This window comes from Corallococcus sp. AS-1-12 (genome assembly GCF_020036995.1).
GTDB lineage: Bacteria > Myxococcota > Myxococcia > Myxococcales > Myxococcaceae > Corallococcus.
This window is the reverse complement of the sequence record NZ_JAIQDD010000021.1, coordinates 101848-126222: the sequence shown is the minus strand read 5'-3', so window position 1 is coordinate 126222 and position 24375 is coordinate 101848. Positions and strand designations below refer to the sequence as shown.

Below are 24375 nucleotides of genomic sequence, written 5' to 3'. Positions count from 1 at the left end.
TGGCGCATTCTGAAGCAACCGCGCTCTCCTCTGCGTTCCGCCTTCCCTGTCATTGTAGGGGCGGCAAATTCCTACGCTCACCAATCCACTGCAATTTCACATCCCCCCTTGTTCTCGACCTGTTTGCGCACACGAAGGTAGAAAACTTATGATGTTGACGTCGTCTCCATTAACCCAAGGCTCGTTTGACGCGATCGTCGAGGCTTGATCTTCTCTGGGGATGAGCGAAGGACATCCGACCCCGGAGAAGCTGCGACGGGCCATCGGTGCGGGCCTTCCACGACGAGAGCCTGTCGTATGCGCAGATTGCCCACCTGCTGGGCATTGGCGAGGGGTATGCGCCAGGCAGTCGAAGCCGTTGGCGCCTGCGTCGTGTACCTGCCCACCTACAGTCCCGACTTCAATCCCATCGAGCCGTGGTGGGTGGACCTGAAGCGGCAGCTTCGTCGCCTTGCGCCTCGGGCCATTGAGGACCTGGCTCGGAAGGTGAGGCAGTTACGCGAGTCCACTCCGCTCGCAAAGCTCGCGGCCTGGTTCCGCCACTGCCTTTCATTCCTTCAACTCAACTGATCCCGGCGTTAGCATGGCGCATTGCGGTTCACCCTTCACTCTCCGCTGGGATGACCCTCGAAGTCTTCCCATCCGCCTGGGGGCGTCGGAATGCCCAGCGCGTCCAGGCACTCTCGGGCCTGGGCATTCCATCCGGAATCCGTGCGGCTGTCGGGGGGAGCGGCCGCCAGCAGTTCAGCAAGCATCCGCACCTTGGGGGCTGCCGCCCGGAAGCGCTCTGCGTCCGGGCTCCCCCACGACTTCTCACAGAAGGCGGCGAGCGCCGCCATGCGGGACTGGAGCACGGCCCGCAGTTCCTCCGCCGGAGCCTGGGAGCACCACCGCTCATGGAGGCGCGGTGCGGCCAGCACGGTCAGGAGGTTGAGCGCCTCGACGACCTGGGTTGCCTCCTGAGCCCACGAATCCTCAGCCACAGAAGGGCCCCAATCGCGTGTTGAAGGGCGCGGTGTTGAACAGGACGGCCTTCCCCGTTACGGCGCCGCCGCTCGTGCACGTGTAGACCGCCCACCCCGTGAAGACGAGGTTCTCCATGCCCTGGATGAAGCAATAGGGGCACTTGCCTTCGCCACAGCTCGAAACGAAGCACGGCGTGCTTCCGCAGGTGACGGTCGCGGGCCATCCGCGTTTCGCGCATCCCGGGGCCCTGGTCAGCGGCGGCTCCGCATGGGCCGCCGGTAGCTGGAAGAAGCCAAGCACTCCGAGTCCCAGCAGCAAACGCGTCAGCCCCTCTCGCGCATGTCGCGGCACGCTTCCCTCCTTCGCTCAGTCAGGGCTCAGGTGCGGGAGTGTTTCTTTCACGGCCGACGGGCGCAAGCCCCGCAGCGCGGGCCCCGGACACACCGGAGCCCGCGCCTGGTACGCCTACGGCAGCTTCGCCGTGAGGGTCACGCCGCTCACCACCAGGGCGTAGTCCGCGTCCACCGCGGTCGTCTCCGTGTGGGCGTCCTGGACCACCTCGTCCGCCAGGACCTCCACCGTCCACGTGCCCGCGGCGGGGTTCGCGAGGAAGACGTTCTCCACGGTGTCCACCTTGTTGGACACGCCTCCGGACGTGGACACGTTGCCCGCCGTCAGGCCGTTGTTGCCCCAGTACACCGTGCCGTTGGGCGCCGTCACGCGCAGGGACAGGTCGTTGACGCGCGCCCGGGCCGCGCCCACCGTGCCCATCGGGTCCGTGTAGGCCAGCGTGACGTTGAGCTCCGGCTCACCGCTGGTCACCGTGAAGGTGTACGTCCTGCTCCCGAGCGGCGCGAGGACGTCCGTCTCGTCGACGATGAACGTCTTCGGCGCGCGGTCGTACAGGCGCTTCAGGTCCGACGTGCCCCAGCCCTGCTTGTTGCGGTCGATGTCCGCGTTCGCGCCGCCCGCCAGCCAGTTGTACTTGGACGCGCCGTTGATCATCAGCGCCTTGGCCGTGGCCATCTTCGGGCGGCTGGTGAAGACGTCCGCCTTCTTGCCGTGCCCGGCCCACACGCCCTCGTGCCACATCTGGTGCAGCAGGCCGAAGTGGCCCGCCGTCTGCGGCGTGGCGGAGCTGGTCCCGCTGAACTCCGTGTAGGCGCTGTCCGAGGAGCCGTACGCCCCCCGCACGTTGTCGTAGTAGAAGGCCAGGTCCGGCTTGATGCGGCCGTCCGCCGCCGGGCCGATGCTCGCCCCCGACGACCAGCGGTCATCCGTGCGCGTCTGCGTGTTGTAGTGCCGGATGCCGCCCACGGAGACGATGTTCTTCGCCCACGCCTGCGGCCGGGAGTTGCGCGTGCCGGAGTTGCTCTGCGACTGCGTGCTCAGGATGGGCGCCTTGAACAGGTAGTCGTCCACCTCCGCGGAGATGGTCGTGTACGCCGTCGTCAGCGTGCTGCCCACGCTGGAGGTCTGGAACACCGCGCGGTAGGGGCCGCTCGGGTTGAGCAGCTCCTGGTTCATCGCGAGGCGGGACTTGGTGCCGCCAAACTGCGTGGCCTCCGAGTACAGGAAGAAGATGCCCTGCCCGCCCGGCAACAGGCCCTTGGCCAGCGGATCCACGCCCTGGGCGAAGTTGTGGCTGTAGCAGGCCGTCCCGTGCAGAGAACCGGAGGACGTGCCCGTGCTGTGGATGATGGGCGCGGTGGGCCACTCGCGGTGGGTGGTGCGCAGCTCGGTGTCGAAGATCTCCCCGCGCACGCCCTGCCCGTTCCAGCCCTTCAGCCCCTCCACGTAGTTGGCGCCGCCCGTCTCGCGCACGATGTCCATGTCCACCTCGCCGGGGCCACCCCAGCGGTCGATGAACTGCACCTCGTTGGCGCGCGCGACCGAGGCCAACTGCTCCTGGGTGAGCGTGGCCTCCACGCGCAGGCCGCCCGGCTCCACCAGGTCCACCCTGCCCCCCAGCCGCTCCACCAGCGCCGTCACGCGGGCCTGACGGGCCGCGCCGCCCTCACCCAGCATGATGGAGTAGCGCTGGGGCAAGAGCGCCGCCGCCCGTCCGAGCAGCGCATCCCGCAGCACCGGCTCCACGCGCCACTCCGGGTGGTAGTCCCCCACCCAGCGCACGGCCGGGAGCTGGGCCACGCGCGCGCGCACCTCCGACGGCATCTCCACCAGGTACGTGTGGTCCGACAGGAAGCGCAGCACCTTGCCGCCCGCGTTCTCGATCGTCTCCCGGTACTCCGGCAGCGGCGTGGCGTGGAACTGCACCAGCGACAGGGTGTTGTCCCGGTCCGCCACCAGCGCGTTGCCCAGGAGCGGCGCGGCGCGGGCCAGCGGGTCGAACGACGCCTCCGCCAGCCGGATGAGGTACTCCTCCTGCTGCACGCGGCCCAGGAGCTCCGAACCGCCGCGCGTGTACGCGGAGAAGGCGCGCTCCGTGCCGTCCGCCTGCCGCTCCCGCCAGACGTGCAACTGCACGCCCGTGTCCCGCACCACGTCCAGCGTGCGCAGGCCGCTGACCGGCCGCGCCGTCTGGTGGAACACCCACCCCGACGGCGTCGCCAGCGTGGTGCCCCCCGCCTTGAGCGCCGTCGCCACCGCCGCGCCCGGAGACGCCGCGGCCCGCGTGGCCGTTGAAGGGGTGCGCTCCGCCGCGAGCGCTCCAGCCGGAACCGCCAGGGTGCAGCCCAGCACCAGCGCCGTCACCGGCCGCCAGCCACCACGAGACGTCGAGAACCGCTTCCGCATGTTCTGCATGTCGTGCACTCCCTTTAAAGTGAGAAAAACCTGTAATACGTATTAAGGCTGTATTTCAAGTCCCTGCCACTCAGTTGCAATAGGGCGTGCTTTTTTCGCCGGGAGTGCGTCCTTCCGGTAGGTGCAGGTGGTTCTGGATGGGCGGAAGTGGCCGGATTCTCTCAAGACCCAGGAGTGCAAGAGCCACACACTGAGCGGAAACAAAGCGACCGAAAGACCGATAACCTCATTACCCATGACTTCCATCAATCCGAACCGTCCCACTCCGACCTTCCAGCCGACGCAGTCGACGGTCCCCGCCTCCCGCCCCGCGAGCGCGCCGCCACGGACGCAGCCGGCGGAGGCGCCCGCGTCGCAGGCCGCGGCGGAGCGCAACCGGGACTCGTTCTCGCCCGCCGCCGCGCTGCGCCCGTCGGGCCGCGCCCGGGTGACGACGCAGGGTGACAACTTCGTCCTGGAGGCCCAGGGCCAGGTGGGCAACCGCGGCTCGACGCCCCGGGGCGGCGTTCCGACGCGGCTGGGGCCGGTGAGCGCGGGCGGTTCGTTCGGGCTGCAGGGCAGCCTGCGCGTGGAGGTGCCTCGCGAGGCCGCCACGGACGCCATCCGCAACGGCCAGTTGCCCAACCCCGCCGCTCCGGAGACGTGGCCGGTGGGCACCCGCGCCCGGGCGGAGGTCCAGGGCCAGGCGGGCTTCAACGTGGGCCTGCGCGCGGGCCCGGGCAGGCTGGGCGAGCGGCTGGGGCTGAGCACGTCGTACGACCGCACCCAGACGCAGCGCTACGAGCTGCAGCGCACGTCGGAAGACACCGTGCGCGCCACGGTGACCAGCGACGGCCGCCAGCGGGACGCCACCAACATCCGCGGCCTGGAGGGCCGGCAGGATCAGCGCCTGGGGCACTCGCAGTCCGCGGACTTCAACATCCGCACGCCGGAGGGCCGCGCGGCCTATGACGACTTCATGCGCACCGGCCAACTGCCCCGGGAGAACGGCCCGGGCGTGAGCAACGTGCAGCGCACGGACACGCTGGATCAGACCCGCGACGGGCGCGTGCTGGGCCAGAGCGTGGCCACCTCCGAGCGCCAGACGCGGCTCTCGGCGGACGGCGCTGGTGATCAGACCGTGCGCCAGACGGACCGCAACGTGGCGGGCAGCACGCAGACGACGGAGATGCAGGTGGGCGCGGACGGCAACGGCCGGGCGCGCACGGCCATCAACGACTCCGTGGTGGCGACCACGACCACGCGCCCCGGCCAGCCCCCGGAGACGAGCTACGAGCTGACCTTCACGGATCCGAACGCGGCGGCCATCGCGCGCGGCGCCTTCTCCGGCGACGACGCGGCGGCGTCCGGCAGCGGCCCGTTCTCCGTGCGCCTCAACGAGCAGCAGGCGCGCGCGCTGGTGGAGCGCACCCTGGGCCAGGGCCTGCAGGGCGGCCAGCAGGCGCTGGACCGCGCCTTCCGCACGCTGTCCACGGGCGGGCAGCAGACCTTCGCCACGACGCTCTACAACTCGACCGTGGACACCCGGAACCCCAACGCCGCGCGCCGCCCGCTCGAGTCCATGCCGGCGGAAGCCCCCGCCCAGCCGCGCCCCCCGGCCGAGACCACGCCGATGTCGTAGTCCCGCCGTCCCCAGGCGGGGTATGGGACCTCCCATCGATGAGGTCCCCTCCCCGCCCCGTTTGTCCGCATGCATGACGTGAACGCGCTGGTCGGCACGCACGACCTGCTCCTCCTCACGCTGGACACGCTCCGCTACGACGTGGCCCGGGAGGAGCTGGAGGCAGGCCGCACCCCCACCGTGGCCGCGCTGCTGCCCGGCGGCCGGTGGGAGGAGCGGCACACCCCGGCGAGCTTCACCTACGCCGCGCACCAGGCCTTCTTCGCGGGCTTCCTCCCCACCCCCGTCACCCCGGGCCGGCACGCTCGCCCGTTCGCCCTGCGCTTCGAGGGCAGCGAGACCACGGGCCCCGGCACCTGCGTGCTGGACGCGCCGGACCTCGTCACCGGGCTGGCCGGGCGCGGCTATCACACGGTGTGCATTGGCGGGACGGGCTTCTTCAACCAGCGGAACCCCCTGGGCCGCGTCCTCCCGGGCCTCTTCTCCGAGGCGCACTGGGCCCCCGAGCTGGGCGTCACCGAGCCGCGATCCACGGAAAATCAGGTATCACTCGCGGTGAAGATTCTCGGGTCGTTGCCCCGGGAGCGGCGGGTGTTCCTGTTCATCAACGTCTCCGCGCTGCACCAGCCCAACCGGCACTACGTGCCCGGGGCGACGGAGGACTCCAAGGCGACGCACGCGGCGGCCCTGGCGTACGTGGACCGCCAGTTGCCGCCCCTGTTCCAGGCGCTGCGCCGGCGCGGCCCGGCGTTCTGCATCGTGTGCTCGGACCACGGGACGGCGTACGGCGAGGACGGCTACTCGGGACACCGGCTGGGGCACCCGGTGGTGTGGACGGTGCCCTATGGCCAGTTCGTGCTGCCGGTAGACTCCGCGCCATGACGCGCCTGGAGTCGATGCTCGAAGGGACGCCGTACGTGGCGTACCTCTACGGCTACCCGCACAAGACGGCCTACCGCCCGCTCACGCCCGCGCTGCCGCTGGAGGACGTGTGGGCGAAGGAGCGGCGGGACGCGCTGTTCCTCTACCTGCACGTCCCGTTCTGCGAGATGCGCTGCGGGTTCTGCAACCTCTTCACCGCCGCGGGCCCGAAGGAGGACGTCGTCGCAGCGTGGCTCGCCGCGCTGAAGCGCGAGGCCCGCCGGGTGAAGGAGGCGCTGGGACAGGCCACTTTCGCGCGGGCCGCGATGGGCGGTGGCACCCCCACCCTGCTGGACGTCGCGGGGCTGGAGACGGTGTTCGACCTGGCGGCGGAGCTGGGCGTGGACGCTCGCGACGTGCCCATGTCCGTGGAGGTGTCGCCGGAGACGGTGGACGCGGACAAGGTGGCGCTCTTGAAGGCCCGGGGTGTGGACCGGGTGAGCATGGGCGTGCAGAGCTTCCTGGAGTCCGAGGTCGCCGCGGTGAAGCGGCCCCAGAAGACGGCGCGGGTGGAGGCCACGCTGGAGCTGCTGCGCGGCGCGGGCTTCCCCACGCTCAACCTGGACCTCATCTACGGCATCGAGGGACAGACGGTGGAGACGTTCCTCCACTCGCTGGAGGCGGCGCTGCGGTACGCGCCCGAGGAGCTGTACCTCTACCCGCTCTACGTGCGGCCCCTCACCTTCCTGGGCAAGAAGTCGCGCGCGTGGGACGACCTGCGGCTGTCGCTCTACCGGACCGGCCGGGACTTCCTCCTGTCGCGCGGCTACACGCAGGTGTCCATGCGGATGTTCCGCGCGGCGCATGCCCCCGCGGCTCGCGGCGCGGTGTACCGCTGCCAGGAGGACGGCATGGTGGGCCTGGGCGTGGGGGCGCGCTCGTACACGGGCGCGGTGCACTACTCGTCCGAGTATGCGGTGGCCTCGCGCGAGGTGCGCGGCATCATCCAGGCGTACAGCGAGCGGGACACGGCGTCCTTCGGGGAGGTGCGCTACGGCTTCGTGCTGGACGCGGCCGAGCAGCGCCACCGGCACCTGGTGCTGTCGCTGCTGGCGGAGGGCGTGGACCCGGGCGCGTACCGTCAGCGCTTCGGCACTGAGGCGAAGGCGGACTTCCCGATGCTCGCGGAGCTGGAGGCGCACGGGCTGGCGCGCGACGTGGACGGCGTGTTCCAGCTCACGGCCGCGGGCGTGGAGCGCTCCGACTTGATTGGCCCGTGGCTGGACTCCGAGGCCGTGCGCGCGCGCATGGCGGAGTACGCCTGGAGATGAAGCTCACCGTGCTCTACCGGGGCCCGCTCTCCGGCTGCAACTACGGCTGCGAGTACTGCCCCTTCGGCAAGTGGAAGCAGAGCGAGGAGGAGCTGACGAAGGACCGCGCGGACCTGGAGCGGTTCCTCCAGTGGGTGGAGTCGCGCACGCGGGACACCGTGTCCGTGTTCTTCACGCCGTGGGGCGAGGCGCTCATCTGGCCCTGGTACCAGCAGGCCCTCGCGAGGCTGACGCACCTGCCCCACGTGGAGCGCGCGGCGGTGCAGACGAACCTCTCCTGCCGGCTGGACTGGCTCCCGGACTGCCGCACGGAGAAGCTGGGCGTCTGGGCCACGTACCATCCGGAGTGGATGAAGCGCTCTCGCTTCCTCGCGCAGTGCCAGCGGTTGTCGGAGCACGGCGTGCGGCACAGCGCGGGCATGGTGGGCTTCCGGCGCTTCGCGGACGAGGCGGAGGCCCTGCGCCGCGAGCTCCCCGAGGACACGTACCTGTGGATCAACGCGGTGAAGGACGGCCTGGACGCGTACACGCCCGAGGACGTGGAGCGCTTCACCCGCATCGACCCGCTCTTCCCGGTGAACAACACGCGCCATCCCAGCAGGGGCCGGGCCTGCCGTGGCGGCGAGTCCGTGCTGTCCGTGGACGGTGACGGCACCGCGTACCGGTGCCACTTCATCAAGGAGCCGCTGGGCAACCTCTACGCGCCGGACTTCGACGCGGCGTTGAAGCCGCGCCCGTGCTCGAAGGACACGTGCGGGTGTCACATCGGCTACGTGCACCTGGAGTACCTGGAGCTGGATCGCGTCTTCGGCTCCGGGCTGCTGGAGCGCGTGCCGGAGACGCGGCTGTGGACGGGCGGCGCTCAGCGCAGCGCTTCGCGGATCTCCCAGTCGTAGACGGACAGGCCGTCGCGCGTGAGGCCGGGGAGCAGGTCCCCGAAGGCGTTCGCCTCCAGCACGCGGTGGCCGTGGAAGAAGTCCTCGAACATCAGGTCGATGCCCACGTGGAGGCAGTCGTGCGCGCGGGCCACGGCGCGGCAGCTCTCCAGCGCGGCCTCCAGCTCGCCGGGCGGCACCGCAGCATGAAAGGCATCCAGGTCTCCCCGGTAGCCGCCCAGGTGCAGGTTGGTGATGGGCAGGCGGCTCTGGCGCACCACGGTGAAGACGGGCTCGCCGCTGATGGTGACGACGCGGCAGTCGAACATGTCCCCGCCCAGCCGCGCCTTCGGCCGGGACTGCTCCACCTGTGAGCCCTCGCGCAGGAGGAAGGCCAGCACCGCGTCCACCTCCCGCGCGTCCGTCACGCGGCGCACCTTGAGGGAGTTGAACCAGCCGGTGGCGCTCCGGTGCAGGCTGGTGAGCAGCGACCCTGGCCCCCTGCCCGGCCGGTACACGGCGAGGCACGACGCGGACGAGCCGCAGGACAGCTTCACGAACGCCTCGCGGAAGTCCGCCTCGCGCAGGGCGTGGCGCAGGGCTTCAGGTGTCGTGCCCGGGGCCACGTCCAGGAACGGCGGCACGGGGATGCCCAGGCCCGCGTACCGGCGCGAAGTGGTCCGCTTGTCGAACAGGTCCGAGATGGCGCCGGGCGAGGACAGCACGCGCCAGCGGGGGCGCTGCGCGAGCCGGGCGGACAGGTCCTCCAGCACGCGCAGGAAGCCCAGGTGGTGCTGCCGGGGGCACAGCACGCGGCCGTGCTCCTCCGGCAGTGCAGCCAACTGCTCGGGCGTCACGGTGTCGCAGCCGGCGGCGATTGCATCCGCGAAGCCGCGCTGGAGGAACAGGCGCTCCACCGCCGCGTCCTCCCCCGCCGCGTCGATGCGGACCAGGCGCTCCGTGTCGGGCAGCTCCAGGAGGACGTCCGGCGTCCGGGCCACCGTCTCCCACGCCACCACGTGCGCGGGAGGAAGCCCGGCGCGGACCAGGGCCTCCTGGAAGAGCGTGACGCGCCGGTTCCCGGGGTTGCCGATGATCAGGAACGGCGGCATGGAGACGGGCTACTCGCCCACGGCGGCGTAGCGCGACTCTTCGTCGTAGGGCGTGCGCTGGTTGCCGCTCGCCACGGACTTCGCGACGGTGGCCACGGTCTTCTGGCCCGCCTTCGTGAGGAAGTTCTGGGTGACGTCCAGCGTCTTGAGGTGCGCGAACGCCTTGGCGTTCTGGGCCAGCGTGTCCGCGCCCGCGTCGGACATCGTGCCCATGGACAGATCCAGCGCTTCGATTTGAGCGAGGATCTTCGACCTGGGCAGCGCCGCGCACAGCTCGTCCGTGAACTCCGCGTTGCGCAGCCCCAGCTTGCGCAGCGCCGGCACGCCCTCCGCGTCGAGCAGCGGCTGGAGGTCCTTCACGCCGCCGCTCGCGCCGTAGTTCTCCTGGCCGAACCAGATCTCCAGCGACTCCAGCTTCGGCCACTTCGCCTTCACGATCTCCTTCACCGCGCCCTGGTGGAGGCCACCGGTCTCCACGGTGAACGAGCGCAGCTCCGGCAGGTCGATCTTCCCGAACCCGATCTCACCGCCGCGCACGCGCAGCTCCTGGAGCTGGGGGTAGACCTTGTAGAGCGCCTTGAGATCGCCCACCTGCGTCCAGGAGATCTCCGTCTCGTCCGGGAACTCGAAGTCGCCGATGAACAGCGAGCGCAGCGGCGGGGCGGGCTTCGCCTTCGCGAGCACCGCCAGCGCCTCGTCGTAGTCGTTCTCGCCATCGAAGCTGGCCATGCCGAGCGTCAGCCGGCTCAGGAACCGCGCGGACGGGTGGGCCAGCAGCTCGGCGAGCAGGTCCGGGATGTCCGCCGTGGAGTCGTAGTCCACCTGGCCCAGGCGGGCTTCGCGGATGAAGCCCAGGTGCCACTCCAGCTTGAGGGTCTCGTCGGAGACGGCCTCCGCCAGCGACTCGCCCAGCAGCTCGTTGGCGTGGGCCTCGATGAGCGTCGCCACCTTCTTGCGCGTGGCCGCGGGCGCCTCCAGCGCGGAGTGCTGGAGGAGGATCAGCTCGGCGCGCGGGTCTCCCTCGCCCTTGAGCCATTCGGCGTACGCGAGGTAGCCCTTCACGTCGTCGGGCTTCGCGAGGATGGCGGCCTCCAGGTCCGGGTTGACGGCGGACTCGGCGGTGGCCTCCCCGCCGTCGTCACCCTCCCCGGCCTCGACGCGCGTGTAGCCCTTGCCTTCCTTTTCGCGGATCTGCGAGTCGTAGGCCTTCTTCGCCTCCGCCTTGGAGTCGAACTCCTCGACCTTCTCCTGGCCGTCGGTGCCGATGCGGCCCCAGCGCTTGGTCAGCGTGGTGCCCTCCAGGGTGATCTCCCAGAACTTGCTGGAGCTGCCTTCCGTGAACTCGAAGCGAGGCATCGCGTGTCCCTTTGGCGAAGAACGCCCGGGACGCTAGAGGAGCCCTCCGGCAACCTCAAGGCTCAGGGGCGCAGCAGCACCAGCTCCACGCGCCGGTTGAGCTCGCGGCCACGGGGAATCAGGTTGGGGGCCTTGGGGTTGCGGTCCCCCAGGCCCACGGCCTCCACGCGGGACGGGGCCACGCCGGCGCGGATCAGCATGTCCGCCACGGCGCGGGCGCGGGCGTCGGAGAGGCTCTGGCGCGCGGGCTCGGGGACCTCGCGCGAGTCGGTGTGGCCCTCGACGCGCAGGCGCGCCTTCGGGTCGCGCACGAGCAGGTCCACCGCCAGGTCCAGGCCCGCGAGCGAGGCCTTGGCGGGCACGGGCTTCTTCTCGTCGAAGCTCAGGGGCTGGGGCAGCTCGATGCGGCCCTCCTGCACCTTGGCGGCCTTGGCGGCCTTGGGCGCGGGCACCAGCGCGAAGGCGAGCGACGTGTCCGCCCCGGCGGCCAGCTCCACCTGACGCGTCTGCGCGAGGAAGCCCTCGGCGATGAGGTCCACGGTGTACGCGCCCGCGGACAGGGCCACGTCCTGCGGCTTCTTGCCGGGCACGGTGAGCTTCAGGGGCTCGCCCGCGCCGCGCACGAAGGCGACGGCGGAGGTGGGCTTCTTCGACGTCACCTGGAGGCGAAGGCGGCTGGGGGCCACCAGCGGGCGCTCCACGGGCGGCGTCACGGAGACCACGGTCGTCGTGGGCTTCACGCCCGCGTCCGGCGGTGGCGTGGGCTGCGCGACCTTCACCGGGGCGCCGGCGTCCACGGGCGCGGGCTTCACGGGCGGCGCGGTGACGACGGCGGGCTCGTCCTTCAGCGGCTGGATCATCTCCGCGGTGACGGCGTGGGAGAGCTTGAGCTTGAGGCGCGGATCCGGCGCGTTGGGCACGACGCTGGGGGACGCCTTCACCACGACGCGCAGGCCGCGCTGGGTCTGGAAGCCGACGGAGGCGGTGATCTTCCAGAGGAAGCCGTTGGTCTCGCTGAACAGGCTCCAGGAGCCGTTGGTGTACGTGACGCGCGAGACGAGGGTGTGCTCGCCGGGTTCGACCTTCAGGTTCGCGAGCCGGTGGACGCCGGGCGCGTTGAGCTCCTCCAGCGACGGGACGGCGAGCGGCTCGCCATCCAGGAGGAAGTCGGTCTCCACGAGCCGGTAGCCGTCCTCCGGCTTGAAGCCCGCGAAGAGCACCTGCACTTCGGAGGGCGACTCGGGGACCATGTCGCGCAGTTGGCGTTCCAGCTCCGCGCGCACCTGTTCCTCGCGGGTGGTTTCAGCCGCGAACGCGCCCGGGGCGAGGAGTCCTGCGAGGACCAGGGACCCGAATCTGAGGAAGGTGGAATCCACGAGACGCCACGCAGCATGGCACAAGGCGCCCCGGGACGATGCAGGGATACAGCCCTGTAGGGCGAGCAGGCGTGCGGGTCCGTCAAGTTTCGGGGATCCGGTTGAGGGCCTGGCGGTGAATCCCGCGTTCCAACCAGTCCTGGCGTGGCGAGGCCGGGATGGATCATCCTGTTCCGAGCATGGATCCACGGCCCGAGTCCCCTCCCACGGCTGTCCCCTCCACTCCCAAGGCGGCCTCCCGTTTCTCACGGCGGGCGTGGACCTGGAGCGCGGTGGGGGCGGTGGTGACGCTGGGGATGCTCGCGGGGATGGTGCGGGTGGAGCGCACGGCGCGAGGCCCGGTGCTGCTCCATCTGGGCGAGTGGGTGGACGTCCCGGCCCCGGCCGCGGGGCGAGTGATGTCGGTGGACGTGGGGCTGACCGAGCCGGTCAAGGCCGGGCAGGTGGTGGCGCGGCTGGAGACGGCGTCCGGCGAGGCGGAGGTGGTGGCGCCGCTGGAGGCGAAGGTGGGCCGGGTGGCGGTGAGGAAGGGGGCCCAGGTGGAGGCGGGGCAGCCGGTGGTGGCGTTGATGAACCGGGACGTGATGCCGTCGCTCTACGCGCTGTTCCCAGAGGACTTCCGGTCGGAGCTGGCGCCGGGGATGACGTTGGAGTTCCAGATGCCGGGCATGCCCCAGCCGCTGGACGCGGTCATCGAGCAGGTGGAAGGCCCGGAGGCGTCGCTCCAGTTCGCGAAGGCGCAGGGGCGAGACGGAGCGTACCCGAAGGGCGCGGTGCTGGTCCGCGCGCACGTGCCGGACCGGACCTACGAGCGCGACGGCAAGACGCGCGTCTACCAGGACGGCGAGTGGGGCCGGGTGCAGGTGAAGCTGGGAACGCAGCGGCTGCTCGTGTCGTGGTTCCCGGGCCTGCGTGATGCGCTGCCGTGAGGCGGCCTGACGCTCAGGCGCCCTGACGGGACAGGCGGCGCTCCAGGCGCTCCAGGCGGAGCCGGTGTTCGTCGGGCAGCTCCACGGGGGCGGCGAGCCTGGCGTGGTACAGGGCCCGGGGCAGGTCCTTGAGGGAGTGCTCGTAGAGCTTCGTCAGGGACAGGTGCAGCACCGCGCCCTGCCCGGGCTTCGCGAACGTCAGCGCCCGCTGCAGGTGCGCCACCGCCGCCTCGCAGTCACCCGATCGGCGGCACAGGCGCGAGGCCAGCACCAGCGCTTCGATTCCCACCGGGCCTCCGCTCTCCGCCGCGGCCTTCGCGAACGTCAGCGCCCGCGCCGCGTCCCCTGCCCTCTCCGCCACCTGCGCGAAGCCCAGCAGATCCCGTGGGTCCTGCCGCTCCGTGCCCTCCGACTGGAAGCGGCGCACCAGGTCGCCCATCAGCGCCGCCAGCAGCAGCAGGTCCTTCTGGTTGTGCTCCAGCACCGGCACCAGCTCCGAGCCGTCCGTGCCTCGCAGGAAGCGGAAGTACAGCTCCGGGATCAGCGAGCCGTCCACGTCCCCCACCCGGTGATGCCCCAGCACCTTCGACTCCAGATGCACCAGCCTCGCGCCCTCGCCCCGGTGCTTGAAGACGCGCCGCGCGCAGTGCAGCAGGTCCAGGTGCGGCAGCTCCTTGGGCACCGGCACCCGGTTGAGCACGAAGCGCGTGCGCAAGAGCGGCCAGTCGAAGCTCTTGCCGTTGTACGTCACGAGGCAGGACGACGACGCCATGCGCTCGGCCAGCAGGCGCAGCAGGGGCGCCTCTTCTCCCATGCGCCGCAGGAAGAGCTGCTGCACGCGCATGGAGCGGCCTTCGAACCAGCCCAGGCCCACCAGGAACGGCACCGTGCCCGTGCCGCCCGCGAGCCCTGTCGTCTCCGTGTCCAGCATCAGCATCCGCGTGAAGTCCACCGACTCCAGCTCCGGATGCAGCGCCAGCCCCGCCACCAGCCGCGCGTCCACGTCGAGCGCCGCCGCCACCGGCGCCATGCCGTGACGGTGGTCTGGCGCATACACCTGCTCGGCCACGTGCACCGTGCCGTGCGGCGTCGACCGCGCCTCCACCGGCAATGCGCGCGGCTCGGGGACCGGCGCCACCGCCTTCCGAGCGGACGCCGTGCCCTGACGCTCCGCCCAGAAAGACAGCATCTGGCGCAGGGTTTCTACCCGGGGATCCGCGGGGCCGTCCACACCGCCGCCCCGCTTCGCCGCGAACCGCCGCCGCGCCTCTTCGCGCAGGTCCACGAGGCCGTCCGCGTGCCGGGCCTCGTGGGAGGAATCGTCCTGCGGAGGAGGCTCATTGAGGGCAGGTTCCCCCTCCCCATCCATCGACATGCGCTTGCGCAGCGCCTGGACCAGCACCTCCGCGAGGGTGGTCGTCCCCGCCTCTTCCACTGGCGGAATCCGAGCCACCTCCGGCGCCTCCACCGCGGGTGTCTCCACCGCCGGAGCCACCGCCACGGTGTTCACGGGCGCCCGGGCCTGACTGCCGGGGCCCGCGCTGGTGAGTCGGGACAGCTTGCGCTTCAGGTCCATGCCGCGCCCGTGCTCCTCACTGCACCCCGGCGACGCCGAGCGCCGCCAGCAGGTCCAACGCCAGCCGCTTGCGAGGTTGCGACCCCGACGGCGCGCTCCCCGGCTGCCCACCCGCCGCCGGCCCGATGCACGCCGGACACCCGTCCTCGCATGGGCACGACTCCAGCAACTTGCGCCCTCGCAGGAGCAACTCCTCGCGCTGATCGTACAGCCGCGCCGCCAGCCCCACGCCGCCGGGCACGTTGTCGTAGAGGAACAGCGTGGGATCGAAGCCCACGCCCCCCTCCTTGCGCGGCGGACCGTCCGGCTCGTCCTTGCTGCCCAGCGTGCGGCCCAGGTCTCGCGGGTCGCTCATCAACCCCACGCACGCCACCGTGCGCAGCGCGGACCCCAGCCCTCGCAGCGCGTCGATGACCGCGGGCCGGGGCGCGTCCATGCTCCGCACCACCGCCTCCGGCACCGTCAGCCACAGCGCCGACGTGTGCATCTGCATCTCCGGCAGCCGCACGTCGCCGTAGCCCACGTTCTCGTGCGTGTGGAACTTGATCTTCTTGTAGCCGACCACCTTCTCGATGACGGACACCTCGCCCAGCCCCGCGTGCAGCGAGGGCCCCAGCGGCGCGCCCTGGTCCTCCTGGATGACGCTCACGCGCACGTTCGTCATCGCGTCCGTGAAGTAGTCCGGCGCCACCTTGCGCACGAACGCCTTGTGGTTCTCCAGGTCCAGCAGCTCCACCTGGTACTGCTCGGAGTCGTGCTGGTAGATGGCCTGCTCGTGCAACTGCGTGTGCGCCGAGCGGAAGTCCATCTCCGCCAGCGTCTTGTCCGTGCCACGCTCGATGACCACCACGTTGTCCCAGCCCACGCTGCGCAAGGACACGTGGTGCGCCGGATACGCGTCCGACGACCAGTGGAACATCCGCCGCCCGCCCTCCGGCGCCTGCGACGGGTGCACCACCTGGTGCTGCGTGAGGAAGTCCAGCGCCTCCGTGGTGTTCTCCACCGGCACGTCGCCGAACGCATCCCCCTCCTCGAAGGGCAGCTCGAACGCCGCGCACTTCAGGTGCTGGACCAATATCTCCACGTTGTCCGGATCAATCCGCGCGTGCTCCACCGGCGCGCCCGTGAGCGCGCGCGGATCCGCCGCGAAGTACTGATCCAACGGCGAGCTGGACGTCACCAGCAGCGCCAGGCTCCCCATGCCGCGCCGGCCCGCGCGCCCGAAGCGCTGCGCCAGCGCCGCCACGGAGCCCGGGTAGCCCGCGCACACGACGGCATCCAGCGACCCGATGTCGATGCCCAGCTCCAGCGCGTTGGTGGCCACCACGCAGCGCACCTCGCCCGCGCGCATCGCGGCCTCCGTCGCGCGCCGGGTGCCCGGGAGGTAGCCGCCCCGGTAGCCCTGGATGAGCGACGGGTCCAGCTTCTCCTCCACGAACCGGTCGCGCAGGTACTTGAGCATCACCTCCACGTTGTTGCGCGACTGGCCGAACAGCAGCGTGGACACCCCCGCGCGCACCAGGTCCGACGTGAGCCGCACTGCGCTCTTCAGGTAGCTCGCGCGGATGCCCAGCTCCGCGTTCACCACCGGCGGGTTGTAGACCAACACCCGGCGCTCGCCGGACGGCGCCCCGCTCTCCGACACGAGCGCCACCTCGCGCCCCAGCATCCGCTCCGCGTGCGCCTTCGGGTTGCCGATGGTCGCCGACGCCAGGATGAACGTGGGCGACGCGCCATGGAACCGCGCCACCCGCTGCAACCGCCGCAGCACGTTGGCCAGGTGCGAGCCGAAGACGCCCCGGTACGTGTGCAGCTCGTCAATCACCACGTAGCGCAGGTTCGCGAACAGCCGCGCCCAGTTCGCGTGGTGCGGCAGGATGCCCGTGTGCAGCATGTCCGGGTTGGTGAGCACCACGCCCGCGCGCTCCCGGGCCGCCCGCCGCGCGTCCCCCGGCGTGTCCCCGTCGAAGGTGATGGCGCCGTGGCCCAGGCCCGCCTCGCGCATGAACGCGCGCAGGGACTCCTCCTGGTCGCGCGACAGGGCCTTGGTGGGGAACAGGTAGAGCGCCCGCGCTTCCGGCTCGCGCGCGAAGCGATCCAACAGCGGCAGGTTGTAGCAGAGGCTCTTTCCGGACGCGGTCGGCGTGGCGATGACCAGGCTCTCCCCGTCGCGGGCCCGCGCGAAGGCTTCGGCCTGGTGGGAGAAGAGCTGCTCCACGCCCCGGCGCTTGAGCGCGTCCCGGACCTGCGGGGACAGCCCCTCCGGCAGCGGCGCGAACACGCCGGCGCGGGCGGGCGTCACGGCGTCGTGGACGATGTTCGGCCACACCTGCCGGTCCGTGCGCCACCCCTGGAGGACGGCGTCCAGCCCGCGAGCCCCCGACCACGGCGTGCGGCGCGGGCCGGAGAAGGCCTCGGTTTCCTTCTCGGGCTTCATAGGGCCGGCCACTGTACAGACGTGTACCCGGAAGGACAACGCGCGTCAGGACCTCCCGCGTCGGTCCTTGGGGGGCCCATCACCCACATTCGCCCCCGGCAGTAGCCGGCCCGATTCCCTGCTGGACAGGCGGCTTCGGGGGACCTCGACGGGCCCGAGGCGCGGACCCTAGTGTCCCGCGCCCGTGGCGCTCGCGATCTTCCTGTTCACGTACATCTTCATCGCCGGGGCGAGGCTGCCCTTCATCAAGCTGGACCGCCCCGGAGGTGCCCTGCTGGGCGCCACGCTGATGGTGGTGGCCGGGGTCGTCACGCCCGCCGAGGTGTTCGGCCACAGCGCGGACCGCGATCAGCAGGCCATCGACATGGACACGCTCGTCCTCCTGCTGGGGATGATGCTGCTGGCCGTGTACCTGGCGCAGGCGAACTTCTTCCGCGCCGCCGGGGCCAAGGCCCTCAAGGTCGCGCACACGCCGCGGCTGCTCCTGGTGGCCGTGACGTTCGTGAGCGCGTTCCTGTCCGCGTTCCTCGTCAACGACACCGTGTGTCTGTTCCTCACGCCGCTGGTGCTGGCGGTGGTGGCGGACGCGCGCCTGCCGCCCGCGCCGTACCTGCTGGCGGTGTGCATGGGCAGCAACAGCGGCTCCGTGGCCACCTTCACCGGCAACCCGCAGAACATGCTGATTCAAGGCGCGTCCGGCCTGGGCTACGCGCGGTTCGCCGCGTACATGGCGCTGCCCGCGGTGCTCTCCACCGCCGTCGTCGCCGTGACGCTGCTCTACATGTTCCGCAAGGCGCTGCCGTCCGCGCGCTTCGACACGCACCCGCCCCCGCTGGAGGTGGACCGCCGGCTGCTGGCGCTGGGGCTGGGCGGCCTGCTGGGCGTGGTGGTGGCGTTCTTCGCCGGCCTGCCCATGAGCTGGAGCGCGCTCGCGGGCGGCGTGCTGGTGATGTCCCTGTCCGGGCACGAGCCGCGCGAGGCCCTGGAGCGGGTGGACTGGGTGCTGCTGCTCTTCTTCGCCAGCCTCTTCGTCGTCGTGCACGGGGTGAACAAGGCGGGCTGGGCGGAGGAGATCCGCCACGTGTTCTCCCCGCTGATGGCCGGGCCGCCCTGGCGCGAGACGCTGGGCTTCGCCGTCCTCACGCTGGTGGCGTCCAACCTCTTCAGCAACGTGCCCTTCGTGATGCTCGCGCGGGCGTGGGTGCCGGCCATGCAGGAGCCGGAGCTGGCGTGGCACGTGCTCGCGCTGGGCTCCACGCTCGCGGGCAACCTCACGCTGGTGGGCAGCGTGGCCAACCTCATCGTCTTCGAGGCCGCGCGCGGCAAGGTCCGCATGGGCTTCGTGGACTACCTGCGCGTGGGGGTGCCCGTGACGCTGATCAGCTTCGCCGTGGGGCTGGGCGTGCTGCTGGCCGAGCACGCCCTCTTCTAGGCGTCCGGATCCGGCAGCTCGCCCGGGGGGAGCTGCTGCTCGGGCGGCGTGGGCGCCGGGGCGCGCTCGGGCGCCGGGGTGACGGCGGAGGGCACGGTGTCCGGCGCGGTGCTGCCCGAGGGGGCCGCGCCCTTGCGGTTCTTGGGCGTCAGGTCCTTCACGAACATGTCCGCCACCTTGTCCAGCAGGTCCGTCATGGCCAGGCGGAACAGCTCCGGCTCCTTGCCGACCTTGAACGGATCCAGGTGCGGCGCGCCCTGCTCCACCGCGTCCAGGTCGAACGGCCGGCGCCACAGCTCCGAGCGCCCGTCCAGCCGGAACATGCGCCCGTACCCCTTGAGGTAGGCCCCGGCGTGCCCGTCATCGCTGCGCATGCCGTAGTCCTGGATGACGAACTCCACGATGGTGTCCGCGCCCAGCGGGGCCATCAAGTCGTAGTCCGGCGCGTTGGCGGGCACCTCCTCCACCAGGAAGCTCTCCAGCGCGGAGGCCACCCGGGCGGGGTCCACCGCGTCCGTCCAGGGGGCCTCCTCCGGCAGGCGGGACAGGGTGGTGACGCGCAGGCGCTCGGAGAGCTCGAAGCGCGTCACCGCCTGCTGCAGCTTCACGGTGAGCCGGCGATCCGCCTCCTTGGGCTCCAGCTTCTTGAGCTTGTCGGAGTACGCGCTGTCCTCCTGGAACACCTTGCTCTTGGGGCCCGCGCCGTCCTCGATGCGGGAGATGAAGGCGGGCCGCTGGACCCGGTCCAGGTCCGCGCCGGACAGGCGCTGGGACGCGCACCCGGCGGTGAAGGCGACGAGGACTGCGGCGAAAAGGAGGCTTCGGCTTCGCACCATGGGCCCCAGGCTATCCCATCCCCGTCCCCCTGGCCTGTTTGTGACCCACCGGAGGCCTGGGGAGTGTCCAGCGCTGATATGCTGCCCGGCCGTGACTCCTCCCCCTTCTGTTCCCCCCGGCCCGGGCCCCAACCGCAAGCGGCGGCTGGGCGAGATCCTGATGGACGCCGGCCTGCTCACCGAAACCCAGTTGCGCACCGCGCTCGCCGAGCAGCGCAAGTGGGGCGGCCGGCTGGGCCTCACCCTGGTGCAGATGGGCGTCGTGGACGAGAGCTCCATGGTGCACGCCCTGTCGCGGCAGTTGGCCATCCCCACCGTGAACCTGGACACGCACGTCCCCGTCCCGAACGCCCTCCAGGCGCTGCGCGTGGACATCGCCGAGCGCTACACCGTCTTCCCCATCGCGTACGAGCCCGGCACCAAGACGCTCACGGTGGCCACGTCGGATCCCACCAACGTGGAGTCGCTCCAGGAGCTGGCCTTCCACTCCGGCCAGAAGCTCCAGGTCGTGGTGGCGACGGCGTCCTCCATCGAGCGCGCCATCCGGCACCACTACCACGGGGAGATCACCTCCACGGCCGCCACGCCGCTCTCCTTCGGCATGGACGAGGCCACCTTCGAGCTGGCCCCGCCGCAGCAGCCCGAGCCCCCGCCGCGAACGCCCACGCCGCCGCCGGTGGTGCGCGACGCGGAGCTGGCGTCGAAGGTGGAGGCGCTCACGCAGCAGGTGGCGGACCTGGAGCGCATGGTGGCGCAGCAGGCGCGCGTGATGCGCGCGATGATGGACGCGCTGGAGGCCCGGGGCGCGCTGACCCGCGAGGAGGTCCAGGCGAAGGCCCGGTGAACACCGCATGGCGCTCCCCTTCTCCGAAAAGCTGAAGCTGGAGCTGACCGTCACCGCGGGCGAGCAGGCGTTCGCCATCCCGGGCGGCCAGGTGCGGGACTTCTCGCTGCGGATGACGCCCACCGGCTTCCGCTGCGAGCTGACTTTCTGGACCGCGCTGGAGAAGGCGGACGCGGCGCTGTTCACCGCGTTCAGCAAGCCGGACCTGGTGCGGGTGCGGCTGGCGCTGTCCGGCGTCTTCGACCCGCCCGCCGCGCCGCTGGTGGTGCAGGGCCTTGTCACGGAGAAGCGCGTCGGCGGCACCGCGCACGGCAACAAGGACAGCGTGGCGGTGGCCTTCCGCCAGTACACCGTCACCTTCGAGGACCCCGCGCGCGTGCTCTGGAAGCAGCACCGCCCGGTGGAGCTGCACACGGCGAAGAAGCTGTCGGACCTCCTGGACGCGCACAAGCCCGGCGGCCTGCTGCTCACCTACGACTGGGACGCGCTGGAGGAGAAGCACGCGATGGTGTGCCTGGGCATCGGCGACGACCACGCGGCCGCGAGCTTCTACGACTTCGTCCTCTGGTTCGTGGACACGCGCGGCGGCGTGCTCACCTACGACAGCCCCAAGGACACGTACACCTTCTCCGCGAAGAAGCCGGCCACGGGCACCGCCACCGGGCTCAGCCGCAAGCACGTGGCGCGCGTGGACGTGGAGATGCCGCCCGTCATCCGTCACGGCGCGCGGGTGCTCAACGGCTTTGGCGCCGGGGCGACCACGGTGGCGCTGGAGCAGCCCCAGGCGGTGGCGGGCATCCAGCACGACATGCTGGTGCGCACGCCCATCGCGGCGGAGGCGGAGCAGCGTCAGGCGCTGGAGAAGGGACGCCTGCGCGTGCGCAAGCGGCGGCTGCGGCTGGCGTTCCTGGACATGCCGCCCGTCGCGCTGCACCCGGGTGCGTTGATCAAGCTGGACGGAGGCCGGTGGAGCCCGGACCTCACGGGCCTGGGCGAGGACCACCGCGTCGCGGAGCTGGCCTTCGACGGCGTGGGGCTCCAGGCCGGGCCGCACGACGGGCAGCAGGAGACGCTGCAGGGCTACACGATCTCCCTGTCCGTGCTGCTGGAGCAGAAGTCGGATCCGGTGCCGGAGCTGCCCGCGTACCGCCCGCCCCGCTACCCCATCTACGTCGAGGGCAAGGTGCACAGCCCCGGCGGCGAGGCCTCGGACCGCATCTACCTCCAGGTGGATGATCAGAAGACGTCCGTGACGAACTACCGGGTGGCGATCCCGCTCTGGAACAAGACGGTGAGCGTGCCGGCGGAGCCCGGTGAGTTCCCGGGGACGTTCTACTTCCCGCCGTACAAGAACGAGCGCGTGCTGGTGGCGCTGCACTTCGACCACGCGGCGCTGCACCGCTTCCTGGACTGGGGCGAGGGCGTGCGCATGCCCCAGGACAGCCAGGGGGATCAGATCCTCTTCGGCAAGAACGGCGCGAACCAGACGGCGCTCACGCACGACTTCCAGGACAACAAGCCGGTGTGGAACCTGGGGCGAGTGAACGCCAGCGACACGGAGATCATCCGCCTGTCGGAGGGCCACCTCCTCATCCAGACGAAGGAGAACCCCGGCGGCGCCGCCACCACGCCCACGTACGACGTGACGCCGCAGGTGGAGACGGCGAAGGGCGACCTCACCGCGGGCGTGGACGGCGCGGTGAGCGACGCGACGGCGGCGTACAAGGAGTCCACGGCGGAGGTGAACGCCAAGCTGAACGCGGCGACCGAGGAGACGGGCGCGGCCCTCGCCGCCGCGGAGGCCCAGGTGAAGGGCAAGGCCGCCGAATCCCGCGCCAAGCTCACCGGCGCGCTCAACGGCGTGGATGGCCAGACGGGGGCGCTCTCCGGCGCCGCCGCGGAAGCCAAGGCCGCGCTCGCGGGGTTGAAATGAAGGAGCTGCGCGCCACCGTGGCGAAGCACAAGTCGGCCGTGGAGGGCTTCGGCTCCGGCATCACGCCGCGGCTCGCCACCGCGAAGGGCGAGGTGGAGGCCCTGGCCCAGGGCGTCGTGGAGCAGGTCGCCGCGCTGCGCCCCTCCATCAGCGCGTCGCTGGGCGCGCTGCTCACGCAGGTGAACGCGGCGAACGTGACGCTGGCGGACCCCTCCCCCCGCTTCGACGCGCTGGCCACGGAGGTGCAGGGCCACCAGCAGTCCCTGACCGCCTCCAGCACCACGGCGCGCACGACGGCGGAGTCGCTGGGCCAGGAGGCGACGGCGAAGAGCCAGGGCCTGGAGGCGCAGGCGAAGTCGTCCGCGGAGGCGTCGCAGGGGCAGCTCACCGCGCTCCAGCAGCAGGTGGCCCAGAAGTGCGACGCGGACAAGCAGTCGTTCGACGCGAAGCTCGCGAAGCGCAAGGGCTCCAAGGAGGAGACGGAGGCCCGCCGCGCGCAGGGCTACGCGTTGATCGAGCAGACGCGCTCGCAGCTCACGCAGGACCTCACGGGCGTGGGGTCCACCCTCACGGCGGCGCTGTCGGCGGTGCTGGTGCGGCTGGCCGCCTCGCGCGACGCGGCGACGGGCCGGAGCGCCCAGCTCACCGCCACGCTGGAGGGCGCGGTGAAGAACCCCGTGAGCGCGCTGAAGGCGCTGCACCAGGAGATCGTCAACGCGGGCACGGCGGCGAAGGACACCCACCAGCAGCAGCAGTCCGCGCTGGAGGGCCAGCGCAAGACGCTGGTGGATCAGCTCATGGCCGCGGCGGCGGCGTCGGCCGCCATCGTGGATCCGCTGGACACCCAGGTGGCCCCCTCGCTGACGGCGGGCAAGACGCAGGCGGACGGGGCGCTGGACACGCTGGGCAAGACCCTCGCCGGCCAGGTGGCCAGCGTCACCGCGCAGCTCACGGCGGTGGAGAAGCTCATCGACCAGGTGCAGAAGCAGGTGGAGACCGCCATCACCACGGTGAGCGGCACCATCGACGGCGTGGTGCAGGGAGCGCTCACGGCGGTGGAGACCGTCAAGGCGCCGCTGAAGGCCACGCTGGAGGCGGCCTTCACCACGCTGGACTCGCTGGTCGCCACCGTCAGCGCCCTCAAGCAGCAGGTGATGGCGCTCTTCGAAGCGCTGCCGCAGTTGCTGGAGCAGCTCCAGACCCTCTTCCAGCAGATCGTCGGCTCGCTGGAGTCGCTGCTGGAGCGGGCCATGGGCCTCCTGGACGCCATCCCGGCCGCGGACCTGCCCAAGCCGCTGGTCAGCCCCGCGGTGCAGGGCATCAGCCAGGTGGTGGGGCAGATCACCACGCAACTGGGGACGATCTCCTCGCAGGTGGGCACGCAGCTCCAGGCGGTGCAGCAGACCATCGTCTCGCAGGTGGAGACGGTGCAGACCCAGGCGCAGACGCAGATCGACGCGGCCACCACGCAGGCCGTGACGCAGATGGGCACGCTCACCCAGTCCGTCCTCCAGGGCATCGAGCAGGCCACCGCGCAGGTGGGGCAGATCGTCGCCGCGGCCGTCACGCAGATCGGCACCGTGAAGGACCAGGGCGTGCAGCAGATTGAAGCCATGAAGCAGCAGGTCGCCGCCCGGGTGACGCCGCTGGACACGCAGGTGCCCCAGCGCCTGGAGGCCCTGGACGCGCAGGTGGGCTCCGGCATCGACGCGGCGGTGCAGGCCATGCAGGCCGCGCGCGACTCGGCGGAGGGCCAGGTGACGTCCGCGAAGGGCCGGCTGGACTCGCACCTGGGCACGACGAGCTCATCCGTCACGGCCGGGCTGACGTCCCTGGAGACGGCCCGCGCCAGCGCGGAGACGTCGCTGACGTCCCAGGTGGACTCGGTGCTCGCGGCCTTCAAGCAGCGCGCGGAGGGCCTGAAGGCGGGCGCGCAGACGCAGGTGGACTCCGTCTCCACCCAGGCCACGGGGCAGAAGCCGCAGCTCCTCTCCCCGCTCGACGCGATTGGCGCCCAGCTCCAGGCGGGCGCCTTCGCGAAGCCGGTGACGGCGGCGAACGGCCGGGTGACGTCCGCGCTCAACGCGCTGGGGCCGAAGCTGGACGCGCTCGCGTCCTGAGCGC

The 24375-nt window shown here is 71.4% G+C and carries 17 protein-coding genes; 10 read left to right on the top strand and 7 right to left on the bottom strand.

The window, feature by feature from the left end; translation table 11 throughout:
* Positions 1-297 precede the first annotated feature (297 nt).
* Entirely contained in the window at positions 298-570 is a 273-nt protein-coding gene (locus K8556_RS39255; RefSeq protein WP_370639974.1) for a transposase, read from the top strand.
* Between the two features lie 861 nt (positions 571-1431).
* Here the strand turns inward: K8556_RS39255 and K8556_RS27490 are convergent.
* A complete protein-coding gene (locus K8556_RS27490; RefSeq protein ID WP_223743078.1) occupies positions 1432-3732 on the bottom strand; it encodes a S8 family serine peptidase in 2301 nt (766 codons plus the stop codon).
* 235 nt (positions 3733-3967) lie between these two features.
* Here K8556_RS27490 and K8556_RS27485 point away from each other — a divergent pair, with 235 nt between their 5' ends.
* The 4 genes from K8556_RS27485 to K8556_RS27470 all read left to right on the top strand — a co-directional run bounded on the left by K8556_RS27485 (position 3968) and on the right by K8556_RS27470 (position 8441).
* Positions 3968-5353, top strand: a complete 1386-nt coding sequence (locus K8556_RS27485) for a hypothetical protein (protein WP_223743077.1) — start codon at positions 3968-3970, stop codon at positions 5351-5353.
* Between the two features lie 69 nt (positions 5354-5422).
* On the top strand, positions 5423-6235 hold the full coding sequence (locus K8556_RS27480) for an STM4013/SEN3800 family hydrolase (RefSeq protein ID WP_223743076.1): 813 nt from the start codon (positions 5423-5425) through the stop codon (positions 6233-6235).
* Positions 6232-7545: an STM4012 family radical SAM protein gene (locus tag K8556_RS27475; protein ID WP_223743075.1), complete on the top strand. Its 1314-nt coding sequence runs from the start codon at positions 6232-6234 to the stop codon at positions 7543-7545. Before K8556_RS27480 ends, K8556_RS27475 begins: the two co-directional genes overlap by 4 nt.
* Positions 7542-8441, top strand: a complete 900-nt coding sequence (locus K8556_RS27470; protein WP_223743074.1) for an STM4011 family radical SAM protein — start codon at positions 7542-7544, stop codon at positions 8439-8441. Before K8556_RS27475 ends, K8556_RS27470 begins: the two co-directional genes overlap by 4 nt.
* Here the strand turns inward: K8556_RS27470 and K8556_RS27465 are convergent.
* From K8556_RS27465 to K8556_RS27455, 3 genes are all read right to left on the bottom strand, one after another.
* Positions 8408-9532 (bottom strand): STM4014 family protein, encoded by a 1125-nt coding sequence (locus K8556_RS27465; protein ID WP_223743073.1) that lies wholly within the window; start codon positions 9530-9532, stop codon positions 8408-8410. The two genes, K8556_RS27470 and K8556_RS27465, sit on opposite strands and share 34 nt — an antisense overlap.
* Positions 9533-9541: 9 nt before the next feature.
* A complete protein-coding gene (locus tag K8556_RS27460; RefSeq protein ID WP_223743072.1) occupies positions 9542-10888 on the bottom strand; it encodes a WGR domain-containing protein in 1347 nt (448 codons plus the stop codon).
* Positions 10889-10950: 62 nt separating this feature from the next.
* The gene (locus tag K8556_RS27455) at positions 10951-12171 is read right to left on the bottom strand and encodes an OmpA family protein (protein WP_223743071.1); all 1221 of its coding nucleotides are present in this window, start codon (positions 12169-12171) and stop codon (positions 10951-10953) included.
* 272 nt (positions 12172-12443) lie between these two features.
* Between K8556_RS27455 and K8556_RS27450 the strand changes: the two genes are divergently transcribed.
* Positions 12444-13193, top strand: coding sequence for a biotin/lipoyl-containing protein (locus tag K8556_RS27450; RefSeq protein ID WP_223743070.1), 750 nt, complete (start codon positions 12444-12446; stop codon positions 13191-13193).
* Positions 13194-13206: 13 nt separating this feature from the next.
* Here K8556_RS27450 and K8556_RS27445 read toward each other — a convergent pair whose 3' ends face one another.
* Complete coding sequence (locus K8556_RS27445) at positions 13207-14769, bottom strand: ribonuclease H-like domain-containing protein (RefSeq protein ID WP_223743069.1); 1563 nt, start codon at positions 14767-14769, stop codon at positions 13207-13209.
* A gap of 16 nt (positions 14770-14785) precedes the next feature.
* Complete coding sequence (locus tag K8556_RS27440; protein WP_223743068.1) at positions 14786-17206, bottom strand: DEAD/DEAH box helicase; 2421 nt, start codon at positions 17204-17206, stop codon at positions 14786-14788.
* Positions 17207-17390: 184 nt separating this feature from the next.
* Between K8556_RS27440 and K8556_RS27435 the strand changes: the two genes are divergently transcribed.
* Positions 17391-18638, top strand: a complete 1248-nt coding sequence (locus K8556_RS27435) for an SLC13 family permease (RefSeq protein ID WP_223743067.1) — start codon at positions 17391-17393, stop codon at positions 18636-18638.
* Here the strand turns inward: K8556_RS27435 and K8556_RS27430 are convergent.
* A complete protein-coding gene (locus K8556_RS27430) occupies positions 18635-19474 on the bottom strand; it encodes a hypothetical protein (protein ID WP_223743066.1) in 840 nt (279 codons plus the stop codon). The genes K8556_RS27435 and K8556_RS27430 overlap by 4 nt on opposite strands.
* 91 nt (positions 19475-19565) lie before the next feature.
* On the opposite strand from K8556_RS27430, the gene K8556_RS27425 reads away from it, so the two are divergent.
* From K8556_RS27425 to K8556_RS27415, 3 genes are read left to right on the top strand one after another with little or no spacing between them, the layout of a single operon-like run.
* Positions 19566-20318 (top strand): general secretion pathway protein GspE, encoded by a 753-nt coding sequence (locus K8556_RS27425; protein ID WP_223743065.1) that lies wholly within the window; start codon positions 19566-19568, stop codon positions 20316-20318.
* A 7-nt stretch (positions 20319-20325) separates the two neighbouring features.
* Positions 20326-22251 (top strand): hypothetical protein, encoded by a 1926-nt coding sequence (locus K8556_RS27420; protein ID WP_223743064.1) that lies wholly within the window; start codon positions 20326-20328, stop codon positions 22249-22251.
* Positions 22248-24371, top strand: a complete 2124-nt coding sequence (locus K8556_RS27415) for a hypothetical protein (protein ID WP_223743063.1) — start codon at positions 22248-22250, stop codon at positions 24369-24371. Before K8556_RS27420 ends, K8556_RS27415 begins: the two co-directional genes overlap by 4 nt.
* Positions 24372-24375: the final 4 nt, after the last annotated feature.